This is a genomic window from [Flexibacter] sp. ATCC 35103 (assembly GCF_001975985.1).
Lineage (GTDB): Bacteria > Bacteroidota > Bacteroidia > Flavobacteriales > Flavobacteriaceae > Flavobacterium.
In genome coordinates this window covers 602,554-625,926 of sequence record NZ_MTQF01000001.1, presented here as the reverse complement: position 1 = coordinate 625,926, position 23,373 = coordinate 602,554, and the positions used below count along the sequence as shown (strand labels likewise).

Annotated in this window: 15 protein-coding genes; 3 read left to right on the top strand and 12 right to left on the bottom strand. The window is 33.8% G+C overall.

Annotated elements, in window-relative coordinates:
* Positions 1-246 precede the first annotated feature (246 nt).
* Complete coding sequence (gene gyrA, locus BXU01_RS02575; RefSeq protein ID WP_083691559.1) at positions 247-2,889, top strand: DNA gyrase subunit A; 2,643 nt, start codon at positions 247-249, stop codon at positions 2,887-2,889.
* Between the two features lie 47 nt (positions 2,890-2,936).
* Complete coding sequence (locus tag BXU01_RS02570) at positions 2,937-4,205, top strand: tetratricopeptide repeat protein (RefSeq protein ID WP_083691558.1); 1,269 nt, start codon at positions 2,937-2,939, stop codon at positions 4,203-4,205.
* A gap of 82 nt (positions 4,206-4,287) precedes the next feature.
* Here BXU01_RS02570 and BXU01_RS02565 read toward each other — a convergent pair whose 3' ends face one another.
* From BXU01_RS02565 to BXU01_RS02530, 7 genes are all read right to left on the bottom strand, one after another.
* Positions 4,288-4,704, bottom strand: coding sequence for an OsmC family protein (locus BXU01_RS02565; protein ID WP_055098073.1), 417 nt, complete (start codon positions 4,702-4,704; stop codon positions 4,288-4,290).
* Between the two features lie 404 nt (positions 4,705-5,108).
* Complete coding sequence (locus tag BXU01_RS02560; RefSeq protein ID WP_083691557.1) at positions 5,109-7,100, bottom strand: DUF349 domain-containing protein; 1,992 nt, start codon at positions 7,098-7,100, stop codon at positions 5,109-5,111.
* Between the two features lie 225 nt (positions 7,101-7,325).
* Entirely contained in the window at positions 7,326-8,075 is a 750-nt protein-coding gene (locus tag BXU01_RS02550; protein WP_083691555.1) for a lipid A phosphoethanolamine transferase, read from the bottom strand.
* A gap of 69 nt (positions 8,076-8,144) precedes the next feature.
* A complete protein-coding gene (locus BXU01_RS02545) occupies positions 8,145-8,894 on the bottom strand; it encodes a shikimate dehydrogenase (RefSeq protein ID WP_083691554.1) in 750 nt (249 codons plus the stop codon).
* Positions 8,894-10,291, bottom strand: coding sequence for a tetratricopeptide repeat protein (locus BXU01_RS02540; RefSeq protein ID WP_083691553.1), 1,398 nt, complete (start codon positions 10,289-10,291; stop codon positions 8,894-8,896). The genes BXU01_RS02545 and BXU01_RS02540 overlap by 1 nt, the downstream gene beginning before the upstream one ends.
* 289 nt (positions 10,292-10,580) lie before the next feature.
* The gene (locus tag BXU01_RS02535; RefSeq protein ID WP_083691552.1) at positions 10,581-11,777 is read right to left on the bottom strand and encodes an aspartate aminotransferase family protein; all 1,197 of its coding nucleotides are present in this window, start codon (positions 11,775-11,777) and stop codon (positions 10,581-10,583) included.
* 270 nt (positions 11,778-12,047) lie between these two features.
* Positions 12,048-13,727, bottom strand: a complete 1,680-nt coding sequence (locus BXU01_RS02530; protein ID WP_369819519.1) for an OstA-like protein — start codon at positions 13,725-13,727, stop codon at positions 12,048-12,050.
* 278 nt (positions 13,728-14,005) lie between these two features.
* On the opposite strand from BXU01_RS02530, the gene BXU01_RS02525 reads away from it, so the two are divergent.
* Positions 14,006-15,877 carry an alpha-amylase family glycosyl hydrolase gene (locus BXU01_RS02525; protein ID WP_083691550.1) on the top strand — a complete coding sequence of 624 codons (1,872 nt, stop codon included), beginning with the start codon at positions 14,006-14,008 and terminating at the stop codon, positions 15,875-15,877.
* 86 nt (positions 15,878-15,963) lie between these two features.
* On the opposite strand, the gene BXU01_RS02520 is transcribed toward BXU01_RS02525, so the two are convergent.
* The 5 genes from BXU01_RS02520 to BXU01_RS02500 form a co-directional block, all read right to left on the bottom strand.
* Positions 15,964-17,589, bottom strand: a complete 1,626-nt coding sequence (locus tag BXU01_RS02520) for an alpha-glucosidase (protein WP_255373690.1) — start codon at positions 17,587-17,589, stop codon at positions 15,964-15,966.
* Positions 17,590-17,717: 128 nt separating this feature from the next.
* Positions 17,718-19,436 carry a hypothetical protein gene (locus tag BXU01_RS02515; protein ID WP_083691549.1) on the bottom strand — a complete coding sequence of 573 codons (1,719 nt, stop codon included), beginning with the start codon at positions 19,434-19,436 and terminating at the stop codon, positions 17,718-17,720.
* A gap of 17 nt (positions 19,437-19,453) precedes the next feature.
* A complete protein-coding gene (locus tag BXU01_RS02510) occupies positions 19,454-20,740 on the bottom strand; it encodes an MFS transporter (protein ID WP_083691548.1) in 1,287 nt (428 codons plus the stop codon).
* Positions 20,740-21,798, bottom strand: coding sequence for a glycoside hydrolase family 130 protein (locus BXU01_RS02505; RefSeq protein ID WP_083691547.1), 1,059 nt, complete (start codon positions 21,796-21,798; stop codon positions 20,740-20,742). Before BXU01_RS02505 ends, BXU01_RS02510 begins: the two co-directional genes overlap by 1 nt.
* A gap of 80 nt (positions 21,799-21,878) precedes the next feature.
* On the bottom strand, positions 21,879-23,363 hold the full coding sequence (locus BXU01_RS02500) for a RagB/SusD family nutrient uptake outer membrane protein (RefSeq protein WP_083691546.1): 1,485 nt from the start codon (positions 23,361-23,363) through the stop codon (positions 21,879-21,881).
* Between the last annotated feature and the right edge of the window lie 10 nt (positions 23,364-23,373).

Genomic DNA, 23,373 nt, shown 5'->3' with positions numbered 1-23,373 from the left:
GTATTGTAAATTTAGTGAATTAGTGTTTGAAAAACAAAAACCATACCCTTAAGGAACTCCTGACAGCTAAGAGACAAAAAAAATAGCAATAAAAGCGTTAAAATGTGCTTAATTTATTAACTAAAAGCTAAAATAAAGTTGTTAATAAATCATTGAAATAAGTGTAAGTAAATAGCTGAAAAAATTCCAAAAAAACGTATCTTGGCACGCTTTGAAACTAATATAATTATTTAAACATAACAACTTATGTCTGAAGGAGAAAAGTTAATTCCTATTAACATTGAAGATGAAATGAAATCAGCTTACATCGATTATTCGATGTCAGTAATTGTATCGAGAGCGCTTCCTGATGTTAGAGATGGCTTGAAACCAGTGCATCGAAGAGTTCTTTACGGAATGTATGATTTAGGTGTAACTTCAAGATCTGCCCACAAAAAGTCTGCAAGAATCGTAGGAGAGGTTCTGGGTAAGTATCACCCACACGGGGATACTTCTGTTTATGATGCAATGGTTCGTATGGCTCAGGAATGGAGTATGCGTTATTTATTAGTGGATGGTCAGGGTAACTTTGGTTCTGTTGATGGTGACAGTCCTGCAGCGATGCGTTATACTGAGGCCAGAATGCGTAAAATCTCTGAAGATATTATGGCAGATATCGAAAAAGAAACAGTTGATTTTCAATTGAACTTTGACGATACATTATATGAGCCAAAAGTAATGCCTACAAGAGTTCCTACTTTATTAGTAAACGGAGCAACAGGTATTGCAGTTGGTATGGCAACAAATATGCCTCCACACAATTTAACTGAAGTTATCAATGGTACTTTAGCGTACCTTGATAATAACGATATTGAAGTTGACGAATTAATGACACATATTAAAGCTCCCGATTTTCCAACCGGTGGTGTAATATATGGTTATGAAGGAGTTCGTGAAGCTTTTAAAACCGGTAGAGGACGTATTGTAATGCGTGCAAAAGTTGGTTTTGAAGAAGTTGACGGAAGAGAATGTATCATCGTAACGGAGATTCCGTATCAGGTGAACAAAGCTGAAATGATCAAACGTACGGCTGATTTAGTTAACGATAAAAAAATTGAAGGTATTGCGAACATTCGTGACGAATCAGACAGAAATGGTATGCGTATCGTTTATATCCTGAAACGTGACGCTACGCCAAACGTAGTTTTGAATACCTTATATAAATTTACATCATTACAATCTTCTTTTAGTGTAAATAATATTGCATTAGTAAAAGGTCGCCCACAAATGTTGAATCTAAAAGATATGATTCACTATTTTATCGAGCACCGTCATGATGTAGTGGTTCGTAGAACTCGTTTTGAATTGCGTAAAGCAGAAGAAAGAGCTCACATTTTAGAAGGTTTAATTATCGCTTCTGATAATATTGATGAAGTAATTGCGATCATCAGAGGTTCTAAAAATACTGAAGAAGCTCGTGAGAAATTAATCGAAAGATTCAATTTATCAGATATTCAGGCTCGTGCAATTGTTGAGATGCGTTTGCGTCAGTTAACAGGTCTGGAGCAAGATAAGTTAAGAGCTGAATATGACGAATTAATGAAGTTAATCGAGCATTTGAAAGCGTTATTGGCAGATGTGGATTTAAGAACAAACTTAATCAAAGAAGAGCTTGAAGAAATTCGTGACAAATACGGAGATGAGCGTCGTTCTCAAATCGAATATTCTGGTGGAGATGTAAGTATCGAAGATTTAATTGCAGATGAAAATGTAGTAATTACAATTTCTCACGCTGGCTACATCAAACGTACTAACTTAACAGAATACAAAACTCAAAATAGAGGTGGAGTTGGTCAAAAAAGCGCAGGAACAAGAGATCAGGATTTTCTTGAGCATATGTTCGTTGCAACCAATCACCAATATATGATGTTCTTTACGCAAAAAGGAAAATGTTTCTGGATGCGTGTTTACGAAATTCCTGAAGGAAGCAAAACTGCAAAAGGTAGAGCAATCCAGAACTTAGTAAACATTGAAAGTGATGATAAAGTAAAAGCTTTCATTTGTACACAAGACTTAAAAGACAAAGATTATATCAACAGTCATAATCTTGTAATGGTGACAAAACAAGGTCAGGTTAAGAAAACATCTTTAGAGAAGTATTCTAAACCAAGGGTAAATGGTGTTGCTGCAATTACTATTAAAGAAGGTGATGAGTTACTTGAAGCAAAATTAACTAACGGAGAAAGCCAAATTATCCTGGCTGTTAAATCCGGTAAATTAGTTCGTTTTGAAGAAACCAAAACGCGTCCGATGGGAAGAACAGCTTCCGGAGTTCGCGGAATTACCTTAAAAGACGATACCGATGAAGTAATTGGTATGGTTACGGTTGATAAAGAAAATGTAAACGATACACAGATTTTAGTTGTAACTGAAAACGGATACGGTAAACGTACTAAATTAGTTGATGACGATGGAGAAGATGTTTACAGAATCACAAACCGTGGTGGTAAAGGTGTTAAGACGCTTAATATCACAGAAAAAACTGGAAAATTAATTTCTATTAGCAACGTAACTGATGCTGATGATTTAATGATCATTAATAAATCCGGATTGACAATCAGAATGGCAATTGAAGATTTACGTGTAATGGGTCGTGCAACGCAAGGTGTTCGATTGATTAACTTAAAAGGTAAAGATTCTATCGCTGCTGTAACAAAAGTTATGAAAGACGATGTTGCAGAAGTTGTTGTTGATGAAGATGGAAATGTTATTGAATCTGCTATCGAAAGAGTAAAACCGGATTTAGAAGTTCTTGAAGATGACGGAACTGTAGAAGATGATGAGGATGATGATTCTGAAGAAGATGTAGAAGATGAAGATGATTCTGAAGAAGAAGAATCTGAAGAATAAAAATAACAATTACGAAAATTAAAATTAAAAACCACAAATTGAATACTATGAAAAGTAAATATGTAATACTTGCGTCAGCATTATTGATTTCAGTAGCTACTTTTGCTCAAAAAGATCAGATAAAAAGTGCTGAAAAAGCATTAAAAGGAGGAGACGCACAAGGAGCGATTGCTATTTTGAAAGATGCTGAAAACCTGGTTGTAAATGCCAAAGATGTTGAGCAGGCACAATACTATTTTGTAAAAGGAAATGCTTACTTAGAATTAGCAAATAAAAAAGTTGAAGAAAGTAAAAACTTGTCTCTTGCAGCTGAAAGCTATAAAAAACTAATCGACGTTGAAAAAGCATCTGGAAAAGTGAAATATTCAACTCAGGCTGCAGCTTCAATCACTGAGATTAAAGGAAAACTGATTAACTCAGCTATTGCAGATTCTCAGGCTACCAAACATGCTGAAGGAGCAAAAAAATTGTATGATGCTTATTTGTTAGATAAAAATGATACAATCAATTTATATTACGCAGCTTCAACAGCAGTAAATGCTCAGGATTTTGATCTTGCATTACCAATGTACGAAGAATTAAAAAAATTAAACTATTCAGGAAAAGGAACTAGTTATACTGCTGTAAATAAAATTTCAGGTAACGAGGACGGTTTTAATAGTGCTAAAGACAGAGATTTAGCGGTAAAATTAGGAACTCACGAAAAGCCTAAAACTGAAGCTATTCCTTCTAAAAGAGGTGAAATTTATAAAAACTTAGCTTTAATTTTAGTTCAAAAAGGACGTAGCGAAGATGCTAAAAAAGCTATCGCTGATGCAAGAAAAGCAAATCCGGATGATGCTTCTTTAATTCTTACAGAAGCTAACTTATACTTAGAATCTAAAGATTTTGAAACTTACAAAAAATTAGTTGGTGAAGCTTTGCAAAAAGAACCAAACAATGCTGATTTAGTATTTAATTTAGGAGTTATTAGTGCAAATTCGAAGAATAATGCTGATGCTGAGAAATATTATTTGAAAGCTATCGAGATTAATCCAAACTATGCAAATGCTTATCTTAACCTGGCAGCTTTGAAATTAGAAGCTGAAAAACCAATTATTGATGAGATGAATAAATTGGGTACTTCTGCAAAAGATATGAAACGTTACGATGTGTTGAAAGCACAAAGAGAAAATGTTTTTAAAGGAGTTATTCCTTACCTTAAAAAAGCAAATGAATTAGATCCTAAAAACGAAGATGTTTCTAAAACATTATTAGGTGTTTATAAAGCGTTAGAAATGACTGCTGAAGCAAAAGCTTTAAAAGCTACAATGTAATTCTAAAAGGATTTTATAAAATAAAAAAAACCATTCACCGCGGTGAATGGTTTTTTTTATGCTCATAATTTATTTAAGTAACTTATAGTAAAGTAACAGAAAGCGTAATCGTAGTATTTAGAAGTTTAGAAATCGGGCAGATTTCTTTTGCTTTTGCTGCTGTTTTTTCAAACTCTTCAGCTGAAATGTTAGGAACTTTGCCTTTTAAGTCTAAATGTATCAAAGTTATTGTTCCGTCTTCAAAAGTTACTGTAGCTTCTGTATTTAAATCATCTGCAGTAAAGCCGCCTTCATTAAGTAAAAAGCTTAATTGCATTGTAAAACAGCCTGAATGCGCTGCAGCAACCAATTCTTCAGGATTAGTTCCAACTCCGTCTGCAAACCTGGTTTTAAATGATAATTGTGCATTATCTAATGTGGTACTTTGAGTACTGATTTTTCCGGTTCCTTCCATACCGGTTCCTTTCCAGTTGGCATTTGCTTTTCTTGTAAATTTCATTTTTCGTCGTTATTAGGATTAATAATTGAATTTGTTCATCTTATTGATCATCAAAAGATGATGTGGTTATCAAATATAATAAATATTTTACAGAATAGTTTTATGAAGTTGAATTGGCAATGTTAAGGTTTGGGGTTTATTTTTATGTTTCAGATTTCAGGTTTCAGGTTTCAGGTTGAAATGAGATAAATGTTGGAGTGAGTTTTACCGCAAAGAACGCTAAGGTTTTATTTTGCATTGCGGTTATGAAAACACAAAGTTCGCAAAGCTGTATGTGTATTTAGCTTTGCTAACTTTGCGTAAACCTTTGTGTTCTTTGCGGTAAAAAAAAACGTTTTAACATAAAAAAGGTGTAACGAAATATATCATTACACCTTTTTATTTATTCTAGAAACTTAAAAACGTTATTCCTGACCCAGGTTACGTAATTGTTTCAATTTATCTTTCCAAAGTTCAAGGCTTTCTTTATGAATAGCGATGTTTTTGCGTACTTCAAGAACGATAGAATTTTCTTTTTTGGCATTTTTTGTATTCGTAAAAAACTGAATATTGTTCTCTAATTGGAAAATTTCATTTTGAACTTCTTCAATTTTACGCATTAAGAAAATCTTTTCATTATCTAATTTACGAGTATCATTACTGTCAGATAAAGAATCGATTCTATTAGAGAAACGCATCATTTCAGTTTCTTTTTTACTCAAACTTAATTTTTCAAAAAGTGCATCTAATATTTTATTGAATTTTCCTTCGATATGACGTCTTGAAAAAGGAACTTTTCCGTAGCCTTTCCAGATTTCGATATGCGCTTTAATAGCATCAAGATCGGTTTTGTGATCGCCTGTTAATTGGTAAGCTCTTAAAATGTCTAAGTATGCTTTTTTATTATCGAAAGCAGCAACTTCATCAACGTTTTCTTCTGATTTGTGCTCTTTTAATTTATCAAAATAATGATTGCATGCATCTTTGAATTCTTTCCAGATTTTATCTGAATATTTTTTAGGAACGTGTCCAATTTGTTTCCACTCTTCCTGAATTTGTTTCATGATTGGAGTAGTGGCAGCAAAATCTGTACTTTCCTGCAATTCTTTGGCTTTTGCAACAAGAGCCATTTTTTTATTCAAATTGTCGTTTTGATCCTTTTTAATGTCTTTGTAAAATGAATTTTTAAAAGAATTAAAGTTTCTAACGGCAGTTTTAAAAGCAGCCCATGTTTCTTCATTAACTTCAGAAGGTACTTTTCCGGCAGCAAAAAACTCATTTCTAAGCGCTTCTACTTTCTGAATCTGTACTAGCCATTGTGAGTGGGAGTTTACTTTTTCAGTACCTAAAACCTCAATTTTGGCAATAATTTCTTTTTTAACTTCAAGATTTTTTTGTTCGTTTGCTCTTTGGCTTTCAAACAAAACTTCTCTTTTGTCATGGATTTTTTTAGTTAGTTCACTAAATTTATTCCATATTGTATCGCGGTGTTCTTTAGAAACTGGTCCAATATCTTCTTTCCAGATTCGGTGTAAATCTTGTAGCTCTCTAAATGATTTACTGATATCAGTTTCATTTACTAATTCTTCGACACGAGTAATTATTTTTTGCTTTTGCTCAAGATTGTATTTAAAATCCAAGTCTCTTGCTTCACGGTCTAAATGCAGGTAATCGTAAAAATTTTCAACGTGAAAATGATAATTATTCCAAACGTGATTGTATTTGTCTTTTGGGATTGCTCCGGCATTTTTCCATCTTTCTCTTAAATCATTAAAATGTTTAAGAGTGTCTTTGATGTTTTCCTGCGGATTAATAAGTTCTTTAAGCTCTTCAACTATCGCAAGCCTGTTTTCTAAATTTGTTTTTAGATTGGTTTGTAAATGCTTGAAATGAGCATTTCTTTTTTCTCTGAAAACATTGTAATATTCGTCAAATTTATTTTTTAACGGAGAGTGATATTCAAATTCTTCATTAGGATCTTGTTTAGAAGCGTTAAATTCTTCTTTTTTCTCCTCCAGAAGATGATTGTATTGTAATAAAAATGACTTTTTAATTTCTTCGATATGATCTTTTACAGACATTACTTTATCTGTATTGATCAGTTTTTTAAGCTCATCAACAAGTGCATCCAAAGAGAAAGTATCATAATCCTGCATAGGAATATCATGACGCTCTTTTAGCGTTTCATCTTCACTTTCTTCGGCATTCGAGTTTGTTATCGCGTCTAATGCAGTCTGATGGTTGGATTCAGTTGGTTCAGTTGTATTTTCTACTTCATTTTCAGTTTCAGAAACTGGATTTTCGGCAACTGTTTCAGGCTCCAATTTTTCAATTGCATTCTCTTGTACAGAATCGTTAATTTCGATTTCTACTTTTCCGTCTGCTTCCTGCAGGTTATCATTCTTTTCTTCTAACATTTTAAATGTATAAGGTTTTTATTTTAAACAGAGCGAAAGATAGTAAAGGTGTTTCTAAATACAAAATAATTCGTTTGTTTATACACTATTTTTCGATTAAATTCTTATTTTTTATACAATTTTACAAATATGATATGAATTTTTTTGCTGTTTTTTTTGAATTTAATTTAAATTTTAAAGTATTTAATTTTTCAAAAACTAATATAGAATTTTAAATTTTTATAACTAAAACAACGTTAGAAATCCAACTTCAATACCATAATTGTATGTTTTCTGACCACCAAATGCAATGCTGGGATGAATGTAAAACATGTTATTTGAAGTGAATTTTCGACCAAATTCTACAAAAGCATTATTGGGATATCCTTTGTTGGTTGCATTATATCGAAAAGCAACGTCAGCAGCAATCCAGTTTTTTCCAATGATGTACATAAAGTAGTTTTCGAATGCCGTTGTAGTTATATTTTGTCGATTCTCAGATCCGGCAAAACTCAATTGGTTTTCTAACGAAGCAATCCAGAGCATCTTTTTTTCTATGAAATATGTACCATAAAATAATGCGGGGGCGAAAACCCATTTTCCTGTACCAAATGCGGGATCTACAGCAGAATTTGAAATTACCCTCGTTCTGAAGGCAATACCTTTGCTGTGATCTAAATAAGGGATATAACTGATGCCAATACCAATATCACCAATTCCGGTTTTATTTACAGATGAAGTGTTTGTAGATATAAGAGGCAGATCTACTCTTAAATTCCAGGCTTGGTTTGCAATAGGGTGCAAAAACCGAAGCTGTGTAGTATTATATGATCCGGAATCGGTATCGAGATATTCATTAAAAAATAAAATAGTTTTTAGATAATAATGATAACGTGCCTCTGTGTAAGGATTTTTTTTTCGTTCTAAAGTATCCTGAGCTTTTATCGAAAAAGTAATTAAAAAGAATGATAAATAAAAAAAGTATAATTTATTCATAACTACTTATTAATGAGTAGTCTAAATTACAAATAAAACCAGATTGTTTTTTATTTATAGTATTCTTTTTTACTTATTCCAGATTTTCCAGGCTTTTTCTGCCTGAAAAATAAGCATATCGTAACCATTTTTTATTACTGCGCCCTTTTCTTTAGCGTTTTTAAGGAACTGAGTCTCTGCAGGATTATATATTAAATCATATGCAATATGTTTGTCAGTAAAAAACTCATAAGGTAGATCAGGACATGCTTCAATGTTAGGGCTTGTTCCAACAGGAGTGCAGTTAATTATAATTTGAAAATTGTCAAAAGTAGTAGCATTTATTAAATTATAATCGATAATATTTTCTTTAGCTTCTCTTGAGACAAACGTATACGGTATTCCAAGTTCATCCAGAGCAAAAGCGACACCTTTTGAAGCGCCGCCTGTGCCTAGAATAAGTGCTTTTTTATGATGTGGCTCTAATAATGGTTCTAATGATTTTTTGAAACCATAATAGTCTGTGTTGTATCCTTTTAATTTTCCGTTTTTGGTAAATTTAATGGTATTTACGGCGCCTATTAAAGCGGCCTTTTTTGACAGTTTATTTAAGAATGGGATAACTTGTTCTTTATAGGGAATTGTAACATTTAACCCTTTTAAATCGGGATTGTTTTTTACTAATTCAGTAAAATCATTAATTTCAGAGATGTCAAAATTCTCGTAGCTGTTGCCGGCAAAAACTTCATCACTAAATTTTTCTGTAAAATATCCTTTTGAAAATGAGTAACTAATATTACGGCCTAACAAGCCAAAACGTCTTCTTAAAATATCAATCATTATTGTTTTCTATGTTTTTCGATATAATTTTTAACCATTTTTTTTGACCATACTACCGGAAATAAGTCTTCGATCAAGATGTAATTATCAAAGTTTAAACGTAAACCATTGCTTAAATGGAACTTTGCTTTTGTATTTTCCTGAATCATGAAATACAATCCTGCTAAACGATATTCTACTTCATTTTCCTCAGGAAAATATTCAGAAGCCTGTAATAAAGTTTGAATTGCACTTTCGAATTCACCTAAAAACTGAAGAATATCAACCCAGAACAACCAGGTGTCCAGAGCATAATCTCCAAATTCTACTGCTTTCCTATAGCCAAACTCTGCTTCTTCAAAGAAATTCATTTGTTTGTTGATCGTCGCATAACGTTTCCAGTAAAGCTTATTTTGATTGTCGATTGCTAATGCTTTATTGACGAAAAATAATGCTTTTTGAAAATTTTTCTGACGAACATAAAAATCAGTAATGGCAATCCATCCTTTGTCTAAAAGCGGATCTTCATGTACTGTTTGATTATAATATTGAAGCGCTTTTACGGCGTTGCCTAATTTTTCGTAACATTTACCAATACGCAATAACGCATAAGATGTCGCGTCGTCCAGTTCGATTGTACGGTTGTAACTTTCGATCGCTTCAGCATATTTTTTCAAACGCTCATAGGCTTTTGCTTTTTCCATGAAAGCACCCAAAAACTCATCGTCGATCAGGGTTGCATAATCAAAAGCACGAATAGCATTTTCATATTCTTTTACACCATAATGCAGGCGGCCAAGTTGGTGCCATGCGATTTCGCTGTAAGGATTTTTATTGATATACTCGTTTAAATATACAATGGCTTCCTGATTTTGATCTAAAAATTCAAAACAATATACCACGTTATATAAGGCAGATTGATCTTCTAAATCTTCTTCAAGACATTTGATAAAACTATCTTTTGCCATTTCAAGGTTATCCATGAAAAGATATTCCATTCCAATCAAGTTGTACACATCAGCGTAGTCGTCAGTATATTGCAGGGCAATTTTAAGTAATTCTACCGCTTTTTCGTGTTGATCTCTTTTAGAACAGATATTCGCTTTCTGGATGTAAATTTCCTCGTTGTTAGGTTCGATTGCATATAACTCATTTAAGAGTTTCTCGGCGATCTCCAGTTTGTCGTCGTAAACCAACATTTCTACTTGTACTAATTTTAAGCCCGTAGATTTTGGGTGTTGGTCTAATGCAAGTTTCAAGGCCTTCTTTGCTAAATTAGCCTTGCCTATATCTAAATAATGAAGAATAATTTCTTCAAATTCTTCAGAATCAAAAAAGAGTACTTTGTTAGTTTTTAACATCGACTCAAATTTGGATAAGGATAGGTTATAATCTTCTTCTTCGTTGCTTAATTGCATACTTGTCTTTATTTGAAATTAGCCTGTTATAAATTTAGGCAACCATATTATTGTTGTGAGGAATGAGAATTAATTGTTGTGAACAATTTAATTAACAATATGGACAGAATTCCTATTCTGTTTTAAGTTATAATCTTTTGATATTTAAAAGATTAAATTTAATTATTATTCTATATTTTGTTTTTAATCCGGAGTTCTAGCCCTGATGGCAGCGATATCCTTTTGTTTCCGCCGCGGCGGACAAAAGATTTAGCGTCCCGAAACTTCGGGAGCAGGAAATAGCTCCTAATTAAACTACTTGTTCTTTTTTCAATATTTCATCCATAACATTTAAGATTATGGCACAACCTGATTTTATTTCTTCTTCAGAAATGGTTAATGGCGGTGTTATTCTAATTGCACATCCTTCAAACAGCAACCAGAATAAGATGAGGCCTTTATCCTGACAGTTTAAAATAACCTGATTGGTTATTTCGGCAGTTTCAGTCATGGCGGCGAGCATTAATCCTTTTCCTCTAACTTCCTTTATCAAAGGATGTACCAAAAGTGATCTGAAGAGTTTTTCTTTGTCTAAGGCATCTTGCATCAAGTTTGTCTCAGTTAATTCCTGCAAAGTAGCCAGACAAGCTGACGCAATGACAGGATGACCTCCAAAGGTTGTTATATGTCCCAGTTTAGGATTTTCGGTGAGGAGATCCATTTTTTCTGCCGAAGCCGTAAAAGCTCCAACCGGCATTCCGCCACCCATTCCTTTTCCCATAACTACAATGTCAGGAACTACGTCATAGTTTTGAAAACCAAATAGTTTACCGGTTCTTCCAAAACCTGGCTGAATTTCGTCTACAATCATCATCGCTCCAACCTCATCGCAACGTTTGCGGACTTTTTGAAGATAATCATTCTCCGGCTGAATAAATCCGGCACCTCCCTGAATAGTTTCTAAAAGTATGGCGGCTGTTTTGGTAGTTATTTTTTGTAAATCTTCTATGTTATTGAAGGTAACAAAATCAACATCCGGAAGCAAAGGACGAAAAGCTTGTTTGCGCTCTTCAAATCCCATAACACTCATAGATCCCATCGTATTACCGTGATAGGCATTGTGACAAGAGATAAGCTGACTGCGACCTGTGGTGCGTTTGGCTAATTTTAGTGCGCCTTCAATTGCTTCTGTACCTGAATTGACTAAGTAGGTTTTATTTAGAGATTCCGGTAGGAGTGAAGCCAGTAATTTGCAATATTGAACGGCAGGACTTTGCGAATATTCGCCGTAGACCATAACATGCGAATATTTGTCCAGCTGATCTTTGATCGCCTGATTTACTCTTGGGTGCTGATGTCCAAGTGTGCAAGCGGAAACACCGGCAACAAAATCTAAATATTTTTTATCTGTTGTATCGTAAATATAGGAACCAATGGCATGTGAAACTTCCATTCCTAACGGATAAGGAGAAGTTTGTGCCTGGTATTTTATAAAATCTGGATTCACTTGTTGTTTATTTTAAAAGTTTCAGGTTTCAAGTTTAGTCTCAGTCTCGGTTTTCGGTTTCAGTATGAAACTGAAAACTGTGACTAGATACTGCGACTAAATACTGTGACTGAATTTAACCCCAAAGATCGCAAAGTTTTACGCAATGGTTGCAAAGCTGGAGTCAAGTTTATATTATTAAAATGCAAAGTTGGCAAAGTTTCTAAACTGGAAACTGCTACTGTAACTAATTTTAGGTAAAGATAAGAAACTGAAAACTGCGACTGAAAACTATTTCTTAGTCTTAGTGTTTGCTTTCGTGGTGCTTGGTTTCGCAGCAGGCTTCTTTTTGTCATAATCCAGGGTTTCTTTCCTAACTTTCATTGGGGTATTTTTATCCTTGGCTTCTTCGTCTTTTCCTTCCTGTACTAATTTGTCGTTTAGTTCATTGTCTTCGGCGGTAAAAATGTCATCTTTCGATTTTATTCGTTCGTCTCCACGCCAGCGAAGACCTTTTAGTTTACGTGCATTTTCCGGCAAATCTGCTTCAGGGTAAACATCACCATCAACTTTATTAAAAAATGTGATGGTTTCTACCGCATTATTTTCTAAGATAAGATTGATTTTACTACTTACATTTTTATTGATTCCAATAAGTTCATTGGCGTCATTACGCATATAATAAATGACCTCAGTATTTTTGATAACATCAACATCATGTAATTTACCATCCAGAAACTTGCCAAACAAATTGAGTCCCTTGACCTGATTAAAGCCGGTTCCAAGGGTGTCCCGCGAGACTATAAAAGTATTATTAAGCACTTTTAAGGAGTCTAATTTCTTGGTATTATTATCACCTATTAAGTGCATAACATCTCCGGTGATTTGATTTTCACCATTCCATAAAATTGGATTTCCAATTAGTTTTGTCAAAGCAGTTTTTGAGTTCGAATGTATCGAATCGCATTTTCCGCTCATGTCTACTTTATAAAAACGAACATTATTATACGCTCTCAAAATTCGTTCGCCTTCTTTTCCTGTAACCATTAATTTTTTTCCGTGAATATAAACCGAATCATTTTCGACAAGATTCACTGCAACGGCTCTTTTGGTTACAAACATAGAATCTTTCAGTTTGTAAATTTCAGCATAATGACCTTTTACAATTCCTCGATTTATTGAATCTGTAATTTTTACATTTCGTGTTGCAGAGGCAAATTCAATATTTCGATTATAATATAAACTATCTCCTTCTATTCGTCGATCGTCATATTTAATGTATGATTTCCTTAAAAAATGTGCAAGATTCTTCTTGGTGTCATAAAATCCTTTTTCAGTATAAATATAATTCGATTTACTGGTAATGGTCGAAGGGCCAAATAAATAAGTATGTCCGGAATTACTGTAATAATCCAGATGATTTGACTTTATAACATATTTAGGATTGGTAATGGTAACTTCTGTAAGGAATTGAAATTTCTTTTCGGATACAAAATACCTTCCCGATTTACTCACTAATGTATTGTCTTTATTTACAATTGTACCTTTTGTATTGTAAAAAACCTGTTGAATATTTCGGTCAAAATTAATTGTATCTGTTCTTAAAGTAGCATCTGGAGAACTCATTACTGCATCTCCGGTTGCGAAAGCTTTTTTAAGATTTCCACTATATTCAGCATATTTACTGTTTAGGAATAGCGTATCACCTTGAACTAATTGTACATTTCCAAAAGCCTTAAGATAATTTTCCTTCTGAAAAAAGTAGGCTTTATTACAGGTTAATACAACTCCGTCATGATTTACTTTTACATTTCCGGTTAGTAAAACCCCGTCAGGTACTAAATCCTGATTTACTTCTACTAAATCTGAATTTTCAATATTAATTACTTTTGGCTTTGGTGCTTGAGCAAAAATGAATTGAACGCTTAACAAAAGCAAACAAGAGGATATGAAAAAGAGTGATTTCTTCAATTGATTAAATTTTTGTCAAATTTATGAAAAAGGTTACAACCTTTAGTGATATTAAGATTAATTTATAAATGAAAATATGTGTAGCGATAAGTGATTCTGCTGATGTTTAATTTATCAACAAAATAAGGGACTCTTTCGTTGTAGTTTAGCTTTTTAAATTGAAATAGGGTTAAAATTGATTTTAGGTTCTTTCCAATATAAAAATAAGTCTAAATTTAGAGAATAGTTTAAGGATTATTGGTAGAATCTTTAATCAGGAAAAATTAGTTTAAATGAATATGATCAACAAAAAAGTTTTTATTACGGGATTGGCTGCAAGCATGCTGTTTTCTGCATGTAAAACCAAAGATTTTAAAATGAATACAGCAAAAGAAGAAGCTTCTACTGATAGGAAAATTGTAGTATATCAGGTTTTTACCCGTTTGTTTGGAAATAAAAATACAACCAATAAACCCTGGGGAACAATTGAGGAAAATGGTGTTGGTAAATTTAATGATTTTACAGATAAAGCACTTCACGAAATAAAAGATTTGGGCGTTACTTATATTTGGTATACCGGCGTTCCGCACCACGCTTTGGTAAGAGATTATAAAGCTTACGGAATCTCTGATGATGATCCTGAAGTGGTAAAAGGTCGTGCAGGATCGCCATATGCAGTTAAGGATTATTATAATGTAAATCCTGATCTGGCAGTGAATCCAGCTAATAGATTACAGGAATTTGAAGATTTGATCGGGCGTACGCATAAAGCAGGTTTAAAATTAATAATAGATATTGTGCCCAATCATATTGCCCGAAAGTATGAAGGAAAAAATAATCCTGAAGGTATTAAGGATTTTGGCGCCAATGACGATGTGAATGTTGAATATAATAGAAATAATAATTTTTATTATATCCCGAATCAGCATTTTGAAATTCCGGACAATGATATTCCGTTAAACGGAGAAAAAAATCCGCTTGTTGATGGTGTATTTGATGAAAATCCTGCAAAATGGACAGGAAACGGCTCGCGTAAAGTAAAACCGGATCAAAATGATTGGTACGAAACGGTAAAAGTAAATTATGGAATTCGCCCTGACGGATCTAAAGATTTTCCGGAACTCCCGGCAGGATTTGATCAGAAATCGTATCGCGAACATTTTGCTTTTTGGGAAGATAAAGATGTACCGGATTCCTGGAAAAAATTTAAATCTATTGCTTTGTACTGGACCGCAAAAGGTGTTGATGGTTTTCGTTATGATATGGCCGAAATGGTTCCGTATGAGTTTTGGAGCTACATGAACTCGGCTATAAAAATGAAAAATCCAAATGCTTTTTTATTGGCAGAAGTATATAACCCGAATGAATATCGAAATTATATTCGTTTAGGAAAAATGGACTATTTGTATGATAAGGTCGAAACGTATGATAAATTGAAAGAGATTATTCGTGGAAAATCAAATCCTGATGGATTGTCTGATATTCAGAGAGGAATGTTTGATATTGAACACAATATGCTTCACTTTTTAGATAATCACGATGAACAGCGTTTAGCAAGTCCTGAATTTGCTGGAACACCGGAAAGAGGAAAGCCTTTAATGGTGGTTTCAACAACAATTAGTACGTCGCCAACAATGGTTTATTTTGGACAGGAAGTAGGTGAGGCAGGAAACGAAAATGCAGGTTTTGGAACGCATTCCAGAACTTCAATTTTTGATTATATTGGGGTTCCCAATCACCAACGCTGGATGAATGACGGAAAATTTGATGGAGGAAAATTATCGGATTCCGAAAAAGGTCTTCGTGATTTTTACAAACGATTGCTAAATTTTTCGATTAACAGTTCGGCTTTAATGGGAGATTTTCAGGAAATCCAATCTGTAAATCGCCAGAATAATGCGGAATATGACGAATTACTTTATTCTTATGTTCGTTGGTCTGAAAATCAAAAACTGATTGTAGTTGCGAATTTTTCTTCTGAAAAAACAAGTGCGTTTAATTTGAAGATTCCATCTGATGTTATTTTAAAATGGAATTTAAAAGATAGTGAATATGTGCTTACAGATCAATTGTATTTGAATAAGAAAAATGTTTTGGTTGTAAACAATGGAGAAGGAACTGTTATCGTTGATATAGCGCCTTCAGAATCATTTATTTATGAAGTGAAATAGTGTATCTATTAATGATTAAACCCGACAGGTTTTTAAAACCTGTCGGTTTTGCTTTGTGAATTCTAGTCTTACAAGGTTTCGAAGAGCTAATTTTTATAAATAATAAAGCTATTTGATTTTAGAAGTTTACTTCCCATTACTATTTTAGCATTCTTGGGTATTTGGACTTCCTTTTTTAAACCAAAGTTGATAATAACGGTAATTTTTTCACCTTTGAAAGATCTTGTAAATGAAATTTGATCTTTTGAAGATTCAAGGCTTTCATAAGTTCCATATTGTAAAACTTTTTCCTTATTTCTTAAAGCGATAAGTTTTTTATAACTGTTAAGAATAGAATTTTTTTGGAGTCCTAAAACGGCAACATTTATTTTTTTATAATCCGGGTTGGTTTTAATCCAGGCTTTTTCTTTAGAAAATCCAGCAAAAGCATCTGAATTCCATTGCATTGGACTGCGTGATTTATCGCGATTGTGTTCATTGCCTTCAAGAAGTGCTTCTTTATCATTTTTGCCTGCTGCAATTGCCAATTGATAATGCGTTCTTCCTTGTATATCGACCATTTCGCCAATGTTTTGGGCGATAATATTGTGCATGCCAATTTCTTCGCCATAGTAAATAAACGGAACTCCTTTTGCAGTAAGAATCAAAGCGGTCAATGCTGTTGCTTTGTCCACATTACCATTTGCTAATCGATCGATCATTCTTGGCATATCGTGACTTCCAAAAAACAGAGTTGGATAATTGTTCATGTTTTTTTCCATGCTTTGCAATTCATCGAAAATGCGTTGTGTCGAAAATTCTTTTATGCTTCCAAAATTAAAATTAAAAACGACATCTAATAAATCCTGTGATTGGTATTGTTTTAAAACTTCGATTTTATCGCTTCCTATTTCACCCACAATAAAACGATTGTCATATTCGCTTACGGTAGATTTTATAATGCGCATGGCATTTTTTACGCCTTCCTGATCAATATCATTAATGTGATCTTGTTTTCCGTCTTTCATCGGATTATCTTGTGTGATTCCGTTGGTGGTCAAAAAGTTAATTACATCTAATCGGAAACCGTCTACACCGGCATCAAGCCAAAAACGCAAAACATTCTGAATTTCGGTAACTACTTTTGGATTCGACCAGTTAAGATCAGCCATTCTTTTATCAAATTTATGATAATAATATTGATTGGTAAGAGTGTCTTTTTCCCAGGCTGTTCCTCCAAAAAAAGATTCCCAGTTATTAGGTTCGTCTTTCCAAATATAATAATCACGATACGGATTATCCTTTGATTTTCTGGATTCCTGAAACCATTTGCTATCTGTAGAAGTATGATTAAAAACCATATCTATAATTACTTTAATGTCTCGTTTGTGTGCTTCATTCAGAAAAGTATCAAAGTCAGCTTTGTTTCCGTATGTAGGATCAACTTCATAATAATCAGCAACATCATAACCGTTATCCACTTTTGGAGACTTGAGAAAAGGAGTAAGCCAAATACCTTTTATACCCAGATTTTCTAAGTAATCCAGTTTTTGTGTCATTCCTTTAAAATCGCCATATCCGTCGCCATTGCTATCTGCATAACTGGGCATATAGATTTGATAAAAAACAGTTTCTTTCCACCATTTTTGGTCTGCTTTTTTTTGGGCATTTATTGTGTTTATATTCAGCATTAGCAGAAAAAAGAAGGTACAATTGAATAGCTTATATTTCATAATACTTATTGTCTTGTTAGGTTATAATAGCATTGTTTATTCGCGCAAAGACGCAGAGTCACAAAGAAAATAGCTTGTAATGCTTGATTTAGCGACTCTGCGTCTTTGCGCGAGAATTTAGCAATAAACTACTTTTTTTGTTGTGATTTATAATCTATGATAATGCCATCAACTAGCATTTTTTCGCCTTCATATGTTATTTTTCCACTTGACGGAATAACTACAATTACAGCAGCATTTAATGGATCAATTTTTATTTTAGAGGAAGATGAAACATTTCGGGCTATAAAAGCTCCGGAAACGGTGTTGTATAAATCTACTTTTTTGCCCTTTTCAGTTTTTATAGTAACAGTTTTACTTGTTGTATATGGATTATAGTATAAGTATGAAGGATAAGCTTTATCATGATAGAAATCTGTTACTAATAAATCAAGTTGCAAAATTCCTGTAACATTTGTAGCCTGAATAATGCTTCCGAAGATGCCAACATGACCACTTCCATAAACGCTAAATTGAGATTCTTTTGGATTTTCGCCCAATACCCAAAGCGGACCGTCACCTTGAGCAACAGGGCCTTTTAGATTTTCATATTCTTTATAACTAGATTGTTTAATGATACCTTCGTAACCAATTACGCCTTTGGTAACTTCGGCAAGTTCAGGAATAGTCTGGTGTTCTTTTGGCATGTATTGTGGGTAGAAAAAACGAGAAGCATTTGCAGCGTTCAACATCCATTTTCCTATAGCAGTTGCATACGATTGATCGTATCTTACCATTGGCACTAATGGCCAGGCAGCATCATAAGTATTCATCAGGAAGCCATAACCACCGTGATCTACTGTACTTCCAAAAGTTCCTGATATATCATAACCATTCCAATTCCCTACTAAAGCTCCCCAACCTTCACGACAAATAGGTGTTCCGTCAAATGTCCAGTCGAGCATTTTGTTTGTGTTGTATTTTGCGCCTTCTTCGGCATTAATTCTTGCGGCTAAATAAGCTCCAAAAGGCATTAAAACTTCATAAGTAGGATTTTTTGATTGCGATTCTAAAGCGGCTAATGCACTTTTTGCTCCCTTTAAATACTTAGCATCTCCAAATTTCTTATACGCCATATACAATACCCAGGCATGTCCCGCTGCTGCGTCAGGTTGCGTACAGATATGGTTGGTCATTGGCGTCATTTTATTATAATCAAAATAAGAATAATCATAATTCCCATTTAAAATTACATCAGCTTCATAAAATTTATCAGCAATAGTTCGGGCAATTTCAGCAAATCCAGGTTCGTTAGGATATTGGTCATAAACGGCAAAGAACAAAAGATTAGGATATACGTCATACCACCAATCACGACCATAACCGCCGCCTAACAAAGCAACTTCCGGGCAAGTATTATTCATCATAATATTCCAGTTGGTTTCTTTGTTGAAATAGTTTTTAAGCATTCCAACATAGTTAAGGTTTGGCTGGTTTTTGTCGATTCCAACCAATGTTGCCCCTAAAGTTGCTCCCATTGTTGCGAGCGCTTCATGAAACATTCCGTTGTTATGATCAGGTCCTTGTCTTACATCGGCTACAGCTGTATACAATCCCACAACTTTTTGCGGGAAATTTTTCTGGGTCTCATCCATCCATACCATTGGCCAAAATTTACCTTTGGCATTAAAATCATAAATGGTTTTATCAAAGTCTAAAGCCAGTTTTTTATAATCGATGATTTTTAAAGGCTGGGGTAGATTCGGCATTTGGTCTACGCGAGGAATGTTTTGTTGTTGTACTTGTGCTGTTGCATTTAAACTAAATACTAACAGAAACGAAGTTATAATTTTTATAAACGTATTCATTTTATTGATTTTTTGTTTTAAAGTAATTTTACTGCCACCTCATCCAAAACTTTTGGCTCTGTCTTTTCTTCCGGTGAAAGCTCGATTCCTTGTTTGATAATTTTTTTGCTAATAAAAATGGAACATAATTGTAGCAAAGCAATAATTCCGATGGCATATCTTAGGGCAAAATCTTCAGAAACGGCATAATATAAAGTTAAAAAGGTTCCTGCACCTAGAAGTCTTCCAATGTATAAACCAGCTTCGTGATTCAGGATATAAGTAAACTCACCTCTTTTTTCGATACGAGATACAATATCAATTACTTTAAGCTGAATAGGGAAGTAGGCTAAATCCATTAGAGGTTTTGCGATAAGTAAAAGCAATAAAAAGATGATAACTCCTGTTTTGTCAAACAATATTCCGTTGATGCAAGCCCCTAAAGCAAATAGAATTAATCCCACTGAAAAGGTCTTGATTCGATCTGACGGTTTAGAAAAACGGCCAATAAAATAAATAATAATGGCAGCCAAAATGGCTCCAATAGATTGGGCTTGTCCTAATGCGCCTTCTTCTCCCAGAATTTTAAAAATAAGCATTGCAGGAGCCGTCACCAGAAAACCTTGTGCTAAACCTTTAAAAGTTGCCAGAGATAGTAATTTATACCATAAAGGATGAAACTTAAAAAAGATGTACTTTTTTTGCATCGGATTTTCAAATTTCCCTCTATAACAAACTATTGAGGCCATGATCGTAATCAGAAAAACAATTCCGGTGATTATAACATAGGCCTGATGTTTTTGGTCTTCGCCCGTTTTAGACTGAATAAACCAACCAATTGTTGCTGGTATTGCAATGGCAATAATGGTGTAAATAAAAGTTTCTAAACCATAGTAATAATTACGATTTTCATCGTTTGTAATTGCTAAAGCCAGATAATCACGATTAGACCAATACAAACCAAACGAAAGTCCCATTGTGATTCCTGCTATGCCAATACCGGTGAGATCTAATGTTTTTAATGACATCATGATAATCATGGAAACACCACTAAGCATCATCCCTATTGAATATAGTTTTCGAATATTAAAGTGCTTCAATAAGAAACCATTTAATAAAAACGTAAGTGGAATCCCGGTATAAATGGCGAGTTGATAAATAACAACTTTTGAGGTATCATTTGAATTCCTCATAATATAGGCGGCAACAAAAATATCGATTACAGGTAATACCAGTGCATAAACCAGATTGGTGAAAATTAGGATACGAAAATTATGGGTTTGGCTTTTAAAATGGTCAATTTCTGATATAAGTTTTTTAAACATTAGCTGGTTTTTAGAAGTAAAAGGATTTCTTTAATAGAAAATTGAGCACCACAAACAAATTCATCCGAAGCTCCGTAATAAATGGTAAGTGTATCTCCGTCTGGTTCTACAACATGACCGTTGGTGAATACTACGTTTCCAAAAAATCCGCTTAATTCATATTCTGTAGTAGGAACCATTATAGGCTGCTCCGTTCTTGCAATTACTTTCGACGGATCTTTTAAATCCATTAAAAAAGCACCTAAACAATATTGATGATTTTCATTGGCTCCATGATAAATTTCTAACCAGCCTTTATCTGTTTTTATAGGAGCAGCTCCGGCACCAACCCTTTTACTGTCCCAAAGTCCTTTTCTTGTTTTAATAATACAATGGTGATTTCCCCAATGAATACCATCAGGAGACGAAGCCAACCAGATATAATTTCCACCTATATCTACGCTGCTTGGGCGATGTAAAGCATAAAATAATCCGTTTATTTTTTCTTCAAAAATGGCACAATCCTTATTATGCGCCGGTAATATCATGCCGTGTTTTGTAAAGTCTTTCCAATTGGTGGTTGTGCGTAAACCAACACCAACACCATTATCTGATACAGAAGAAAAGGTCAAATAATACGTTCCTTCGACTAAAGCAACACGACAATCTTCTATTCCAAAAGTTTCCAGCATACCTTCACCCACTAAAGAAGGGTAATTTTCAGGTTCATAAAAATTATGTCCGTCTTCGCTGCACAATAGGCGCAAGTGAGAAAGTGTCGTTAAGTAATCAACACCTTTATAATTAATTACTCTTGCGTCTGTAGCTATTAATTCTGGATCTTCTTTTTGGATTTCAATGATTTTGATAGCACCAGTTTCTGTTAATATAGGAAAAGAAATGATACCGTCTTTTTGCTTTGGTCTTTCGGCTACACGTACCACTAACCAGGTTTTATTTTGATATTGAAATACACCCGGATTCAATAAACAGGTAATTTCTAATCCTTCTGTGCTTGCAGGAATATCTTTAGGTGATAATAAGGGGTTATCTGTAAAACGTTTTGCTATATCTTTCATTTTTTTTAGTGCTAAGTTGTTGTAAATAAAAAGGTAACACAATTTTCTTTTGTAAGAACAGAAGTTAACTTTTATTTAAATTAATATCCTGGATTCTGTGTTAGTTTACCTGCTGTTTTATCGATTTCTGATTGCGGGATTGGATACAGCATATTCTTATCCTGGAAATTTTTTCCATTTGCTTTCATAACCTCTTTTACGATTCCCCATCTTTTTAAATCCATCATTCTTTGGTTTTCAAAACCTAATTCGGCTCTTCTTTCAGATATTAGCCAGTCTTTTATCGTGTTTTTATCTGATGATGATGGTCGGTTTGGCAAAGTTCCTGCAGGAGGAATTGTGCCTGATACCGTAATGGTCGTTCTCGCTCTTGTTCTTATTTGATTGATTATTGCTATTGCTCCGGAATAGTCTCCGGTTTCATTCAGCGCTTCGGCTTTCCAAAGCAACACATCAGCCATACGAAAGAAGACTTTATTACTAGGTGACTGATCATTTCCTCTATTATCTCCGTTTATTGTTCCTAGTATTTTGTTTACCCATTTTTGATCTGCATTTACTGTGTATGCTTTTCTGGGGTCATTAGGTTCAAATGAATTTAAGAAATTGGTTGTTGGGGCAAAAAATCCCCAATTTAATAATGCGCAATATCCGTTTCCTCTTGCTGGAATTACATAGCTTTGATGGTCAAAAGAAAAAATAACTTCATTATCTTTAAATTCTGTTTCGGTACTAAAGTTGTCAAAGTAGTTAGCATTCAAAGAATAAAATCCAAGTCCTTGCAGTTCATTTACAGTTGCAATTACTTCTGTCCATTTCTGGTTGTACAATGCTGATTTTGCCTGTAAGGTTATCACAGCTCCTTTTGTTACTCTCCATTTTTCACTGTCTGTAATATACTTTTCGTTAGGTAATAATGCTTTTGCCAATGCCAAATCGGTATCAATTTGTTTCCATATTTCTGCTTTGGGAGCCCTAACAGCTTTATCAAATGCTTCCTGATATGTTTTTACAGTTTCCAGAATTAAAGGAACATCTCCAAAATCATTCACTAAGGTGAAATAGTAAAAAGAACGTAAAAAATAAGCTTCTCCTAATAATTGGTTTTTTCTCTCTGTACTTATTCCTGTAATGGTTTCAATGTTTGGATTTAGGAGAAAATCAAGCGCAATATTTACTCTTTTTATCCCTTCATAATTGTATTTCCACGCTCCGTTTAATCCGCCATTACTAGAAGTATAAGTAAAATTATCCAATTCATCCATCCAGGGCTGGTCAGAGTTAGAAATCCAGGTTTTTTGCATATCATCAGATGCTACGTCTTGCAGGATAATATCATTATTGGTTACAAGTCCGTTGATCCAATCCCAATTTCCCATTATGTTCAATGTATTGGATAACATTAAATAAGAGGAACTTACGGAATTTTCTACGGCTCTAACAGTAGGAGTTGTATTGATTTGTTCATCCGTTTGTAATCCCACAGGATCTATCGTTAATTCGTCATCACAACTCGTTAAGGCTGCAAATCCAAGAAACAGTGTTGCTATTTTTAAATATTTCATGATTATTTTT

Excerpts from the sequence above, each read along its gene's own strand:
- gyrA (WP_083691559.1), top strand. The coding sequence starts at position 247 with ATGTCTGAAGGAGAAAAGTTAATTCCTATTAACATTGAAGATGAAATG.
- BXU01_RS02550 (WP_083691555.1), bottom strand. The coding sequence starts at position 8,075 with ATGAATAAATTATACTTTTTTTATTTATCATTCTTTTTAATTACTTTT.
- BXU01_RS02570 (WP_083691558.1), top strand. The coding sequence starts at position 2,937 with ATGAAAAGTAAATATGTAATACTTGCGTCAGCATTATTGATTTCAGTA.
- BXU01_RS02500 (WP_083691546.1), bottom strand. The coding sequence starts at position 23,363 with ATGAAATATTTAAAAATAGCAACACTGTTTCTTGGATTTGCAGCCTTA.
- BXU01_RS02520 (WP_255373690.1), bottom strand. The coding sequence starts at position 17,589 with ATGAAATATAAGCTATTCAATTGTACCTTCTTTTTTCTGCTAATGCTG.
- BXU01_RS02545 (WP_083691554.1), bottom strand. The coding sequence starts at position 8,894 with ATGATTGATATTTTAAGAAGACGTTTTGGCTTGTTAGGCCGTAATATT.
- BXU01_RS02525 (WP_083691550.1), top strand. The coding sequence starts at position 14,006 with ATGATCAACAAAAAAGTTTTTATTACGGGATTGGCTGCAAGCATGCTG.
- BXU01_RS02505 (WP_083691547.1), bottom strand. The coding sequence starts at position 21,798 with ATGAAAGATATAGCAAAACGTTTTACAGATAACCCCTTATTATCACCT.
- BXU01_RS02540 (WP_083691553.1), bottom strand. The coding sequence starts at position 10,291 with ATGCAATTAAGCAACGAAGAAGAAGATTATAACCTATCCTTATCCAAA.
- BXU01_RS02510 (WP_083691548.1), bottom strand. The coding sequence starts at position 20,740 with ATGTTTAAAAAACTTATATCAGAAATTGACCATTTTAAAAGCCAAACC.
- BXU01_RS02560 (WP_083691557.1), bottom strand. The coding sequence starts at position 7,100 with ATGTTAGAAGAAAAGAATGATAACCTGCAGGAAGCAGACGGAAAAGTA.
- BXU01_RS02515 (WP_083691549.1), bottom strand. The coding sequence starts at position 19,436 with ATGAATACGTTTATAAAAATTATAACTTCGTTTCTGTTAGTATTTAGT.
- BXU01_RS02565 (WP_055098073.1), bottom strand. The coding sequence starts at position 4,704 with ATGAAATTTACAAGAAAAGCAAATGCCAACTGGAAAGGAACCGGTATG.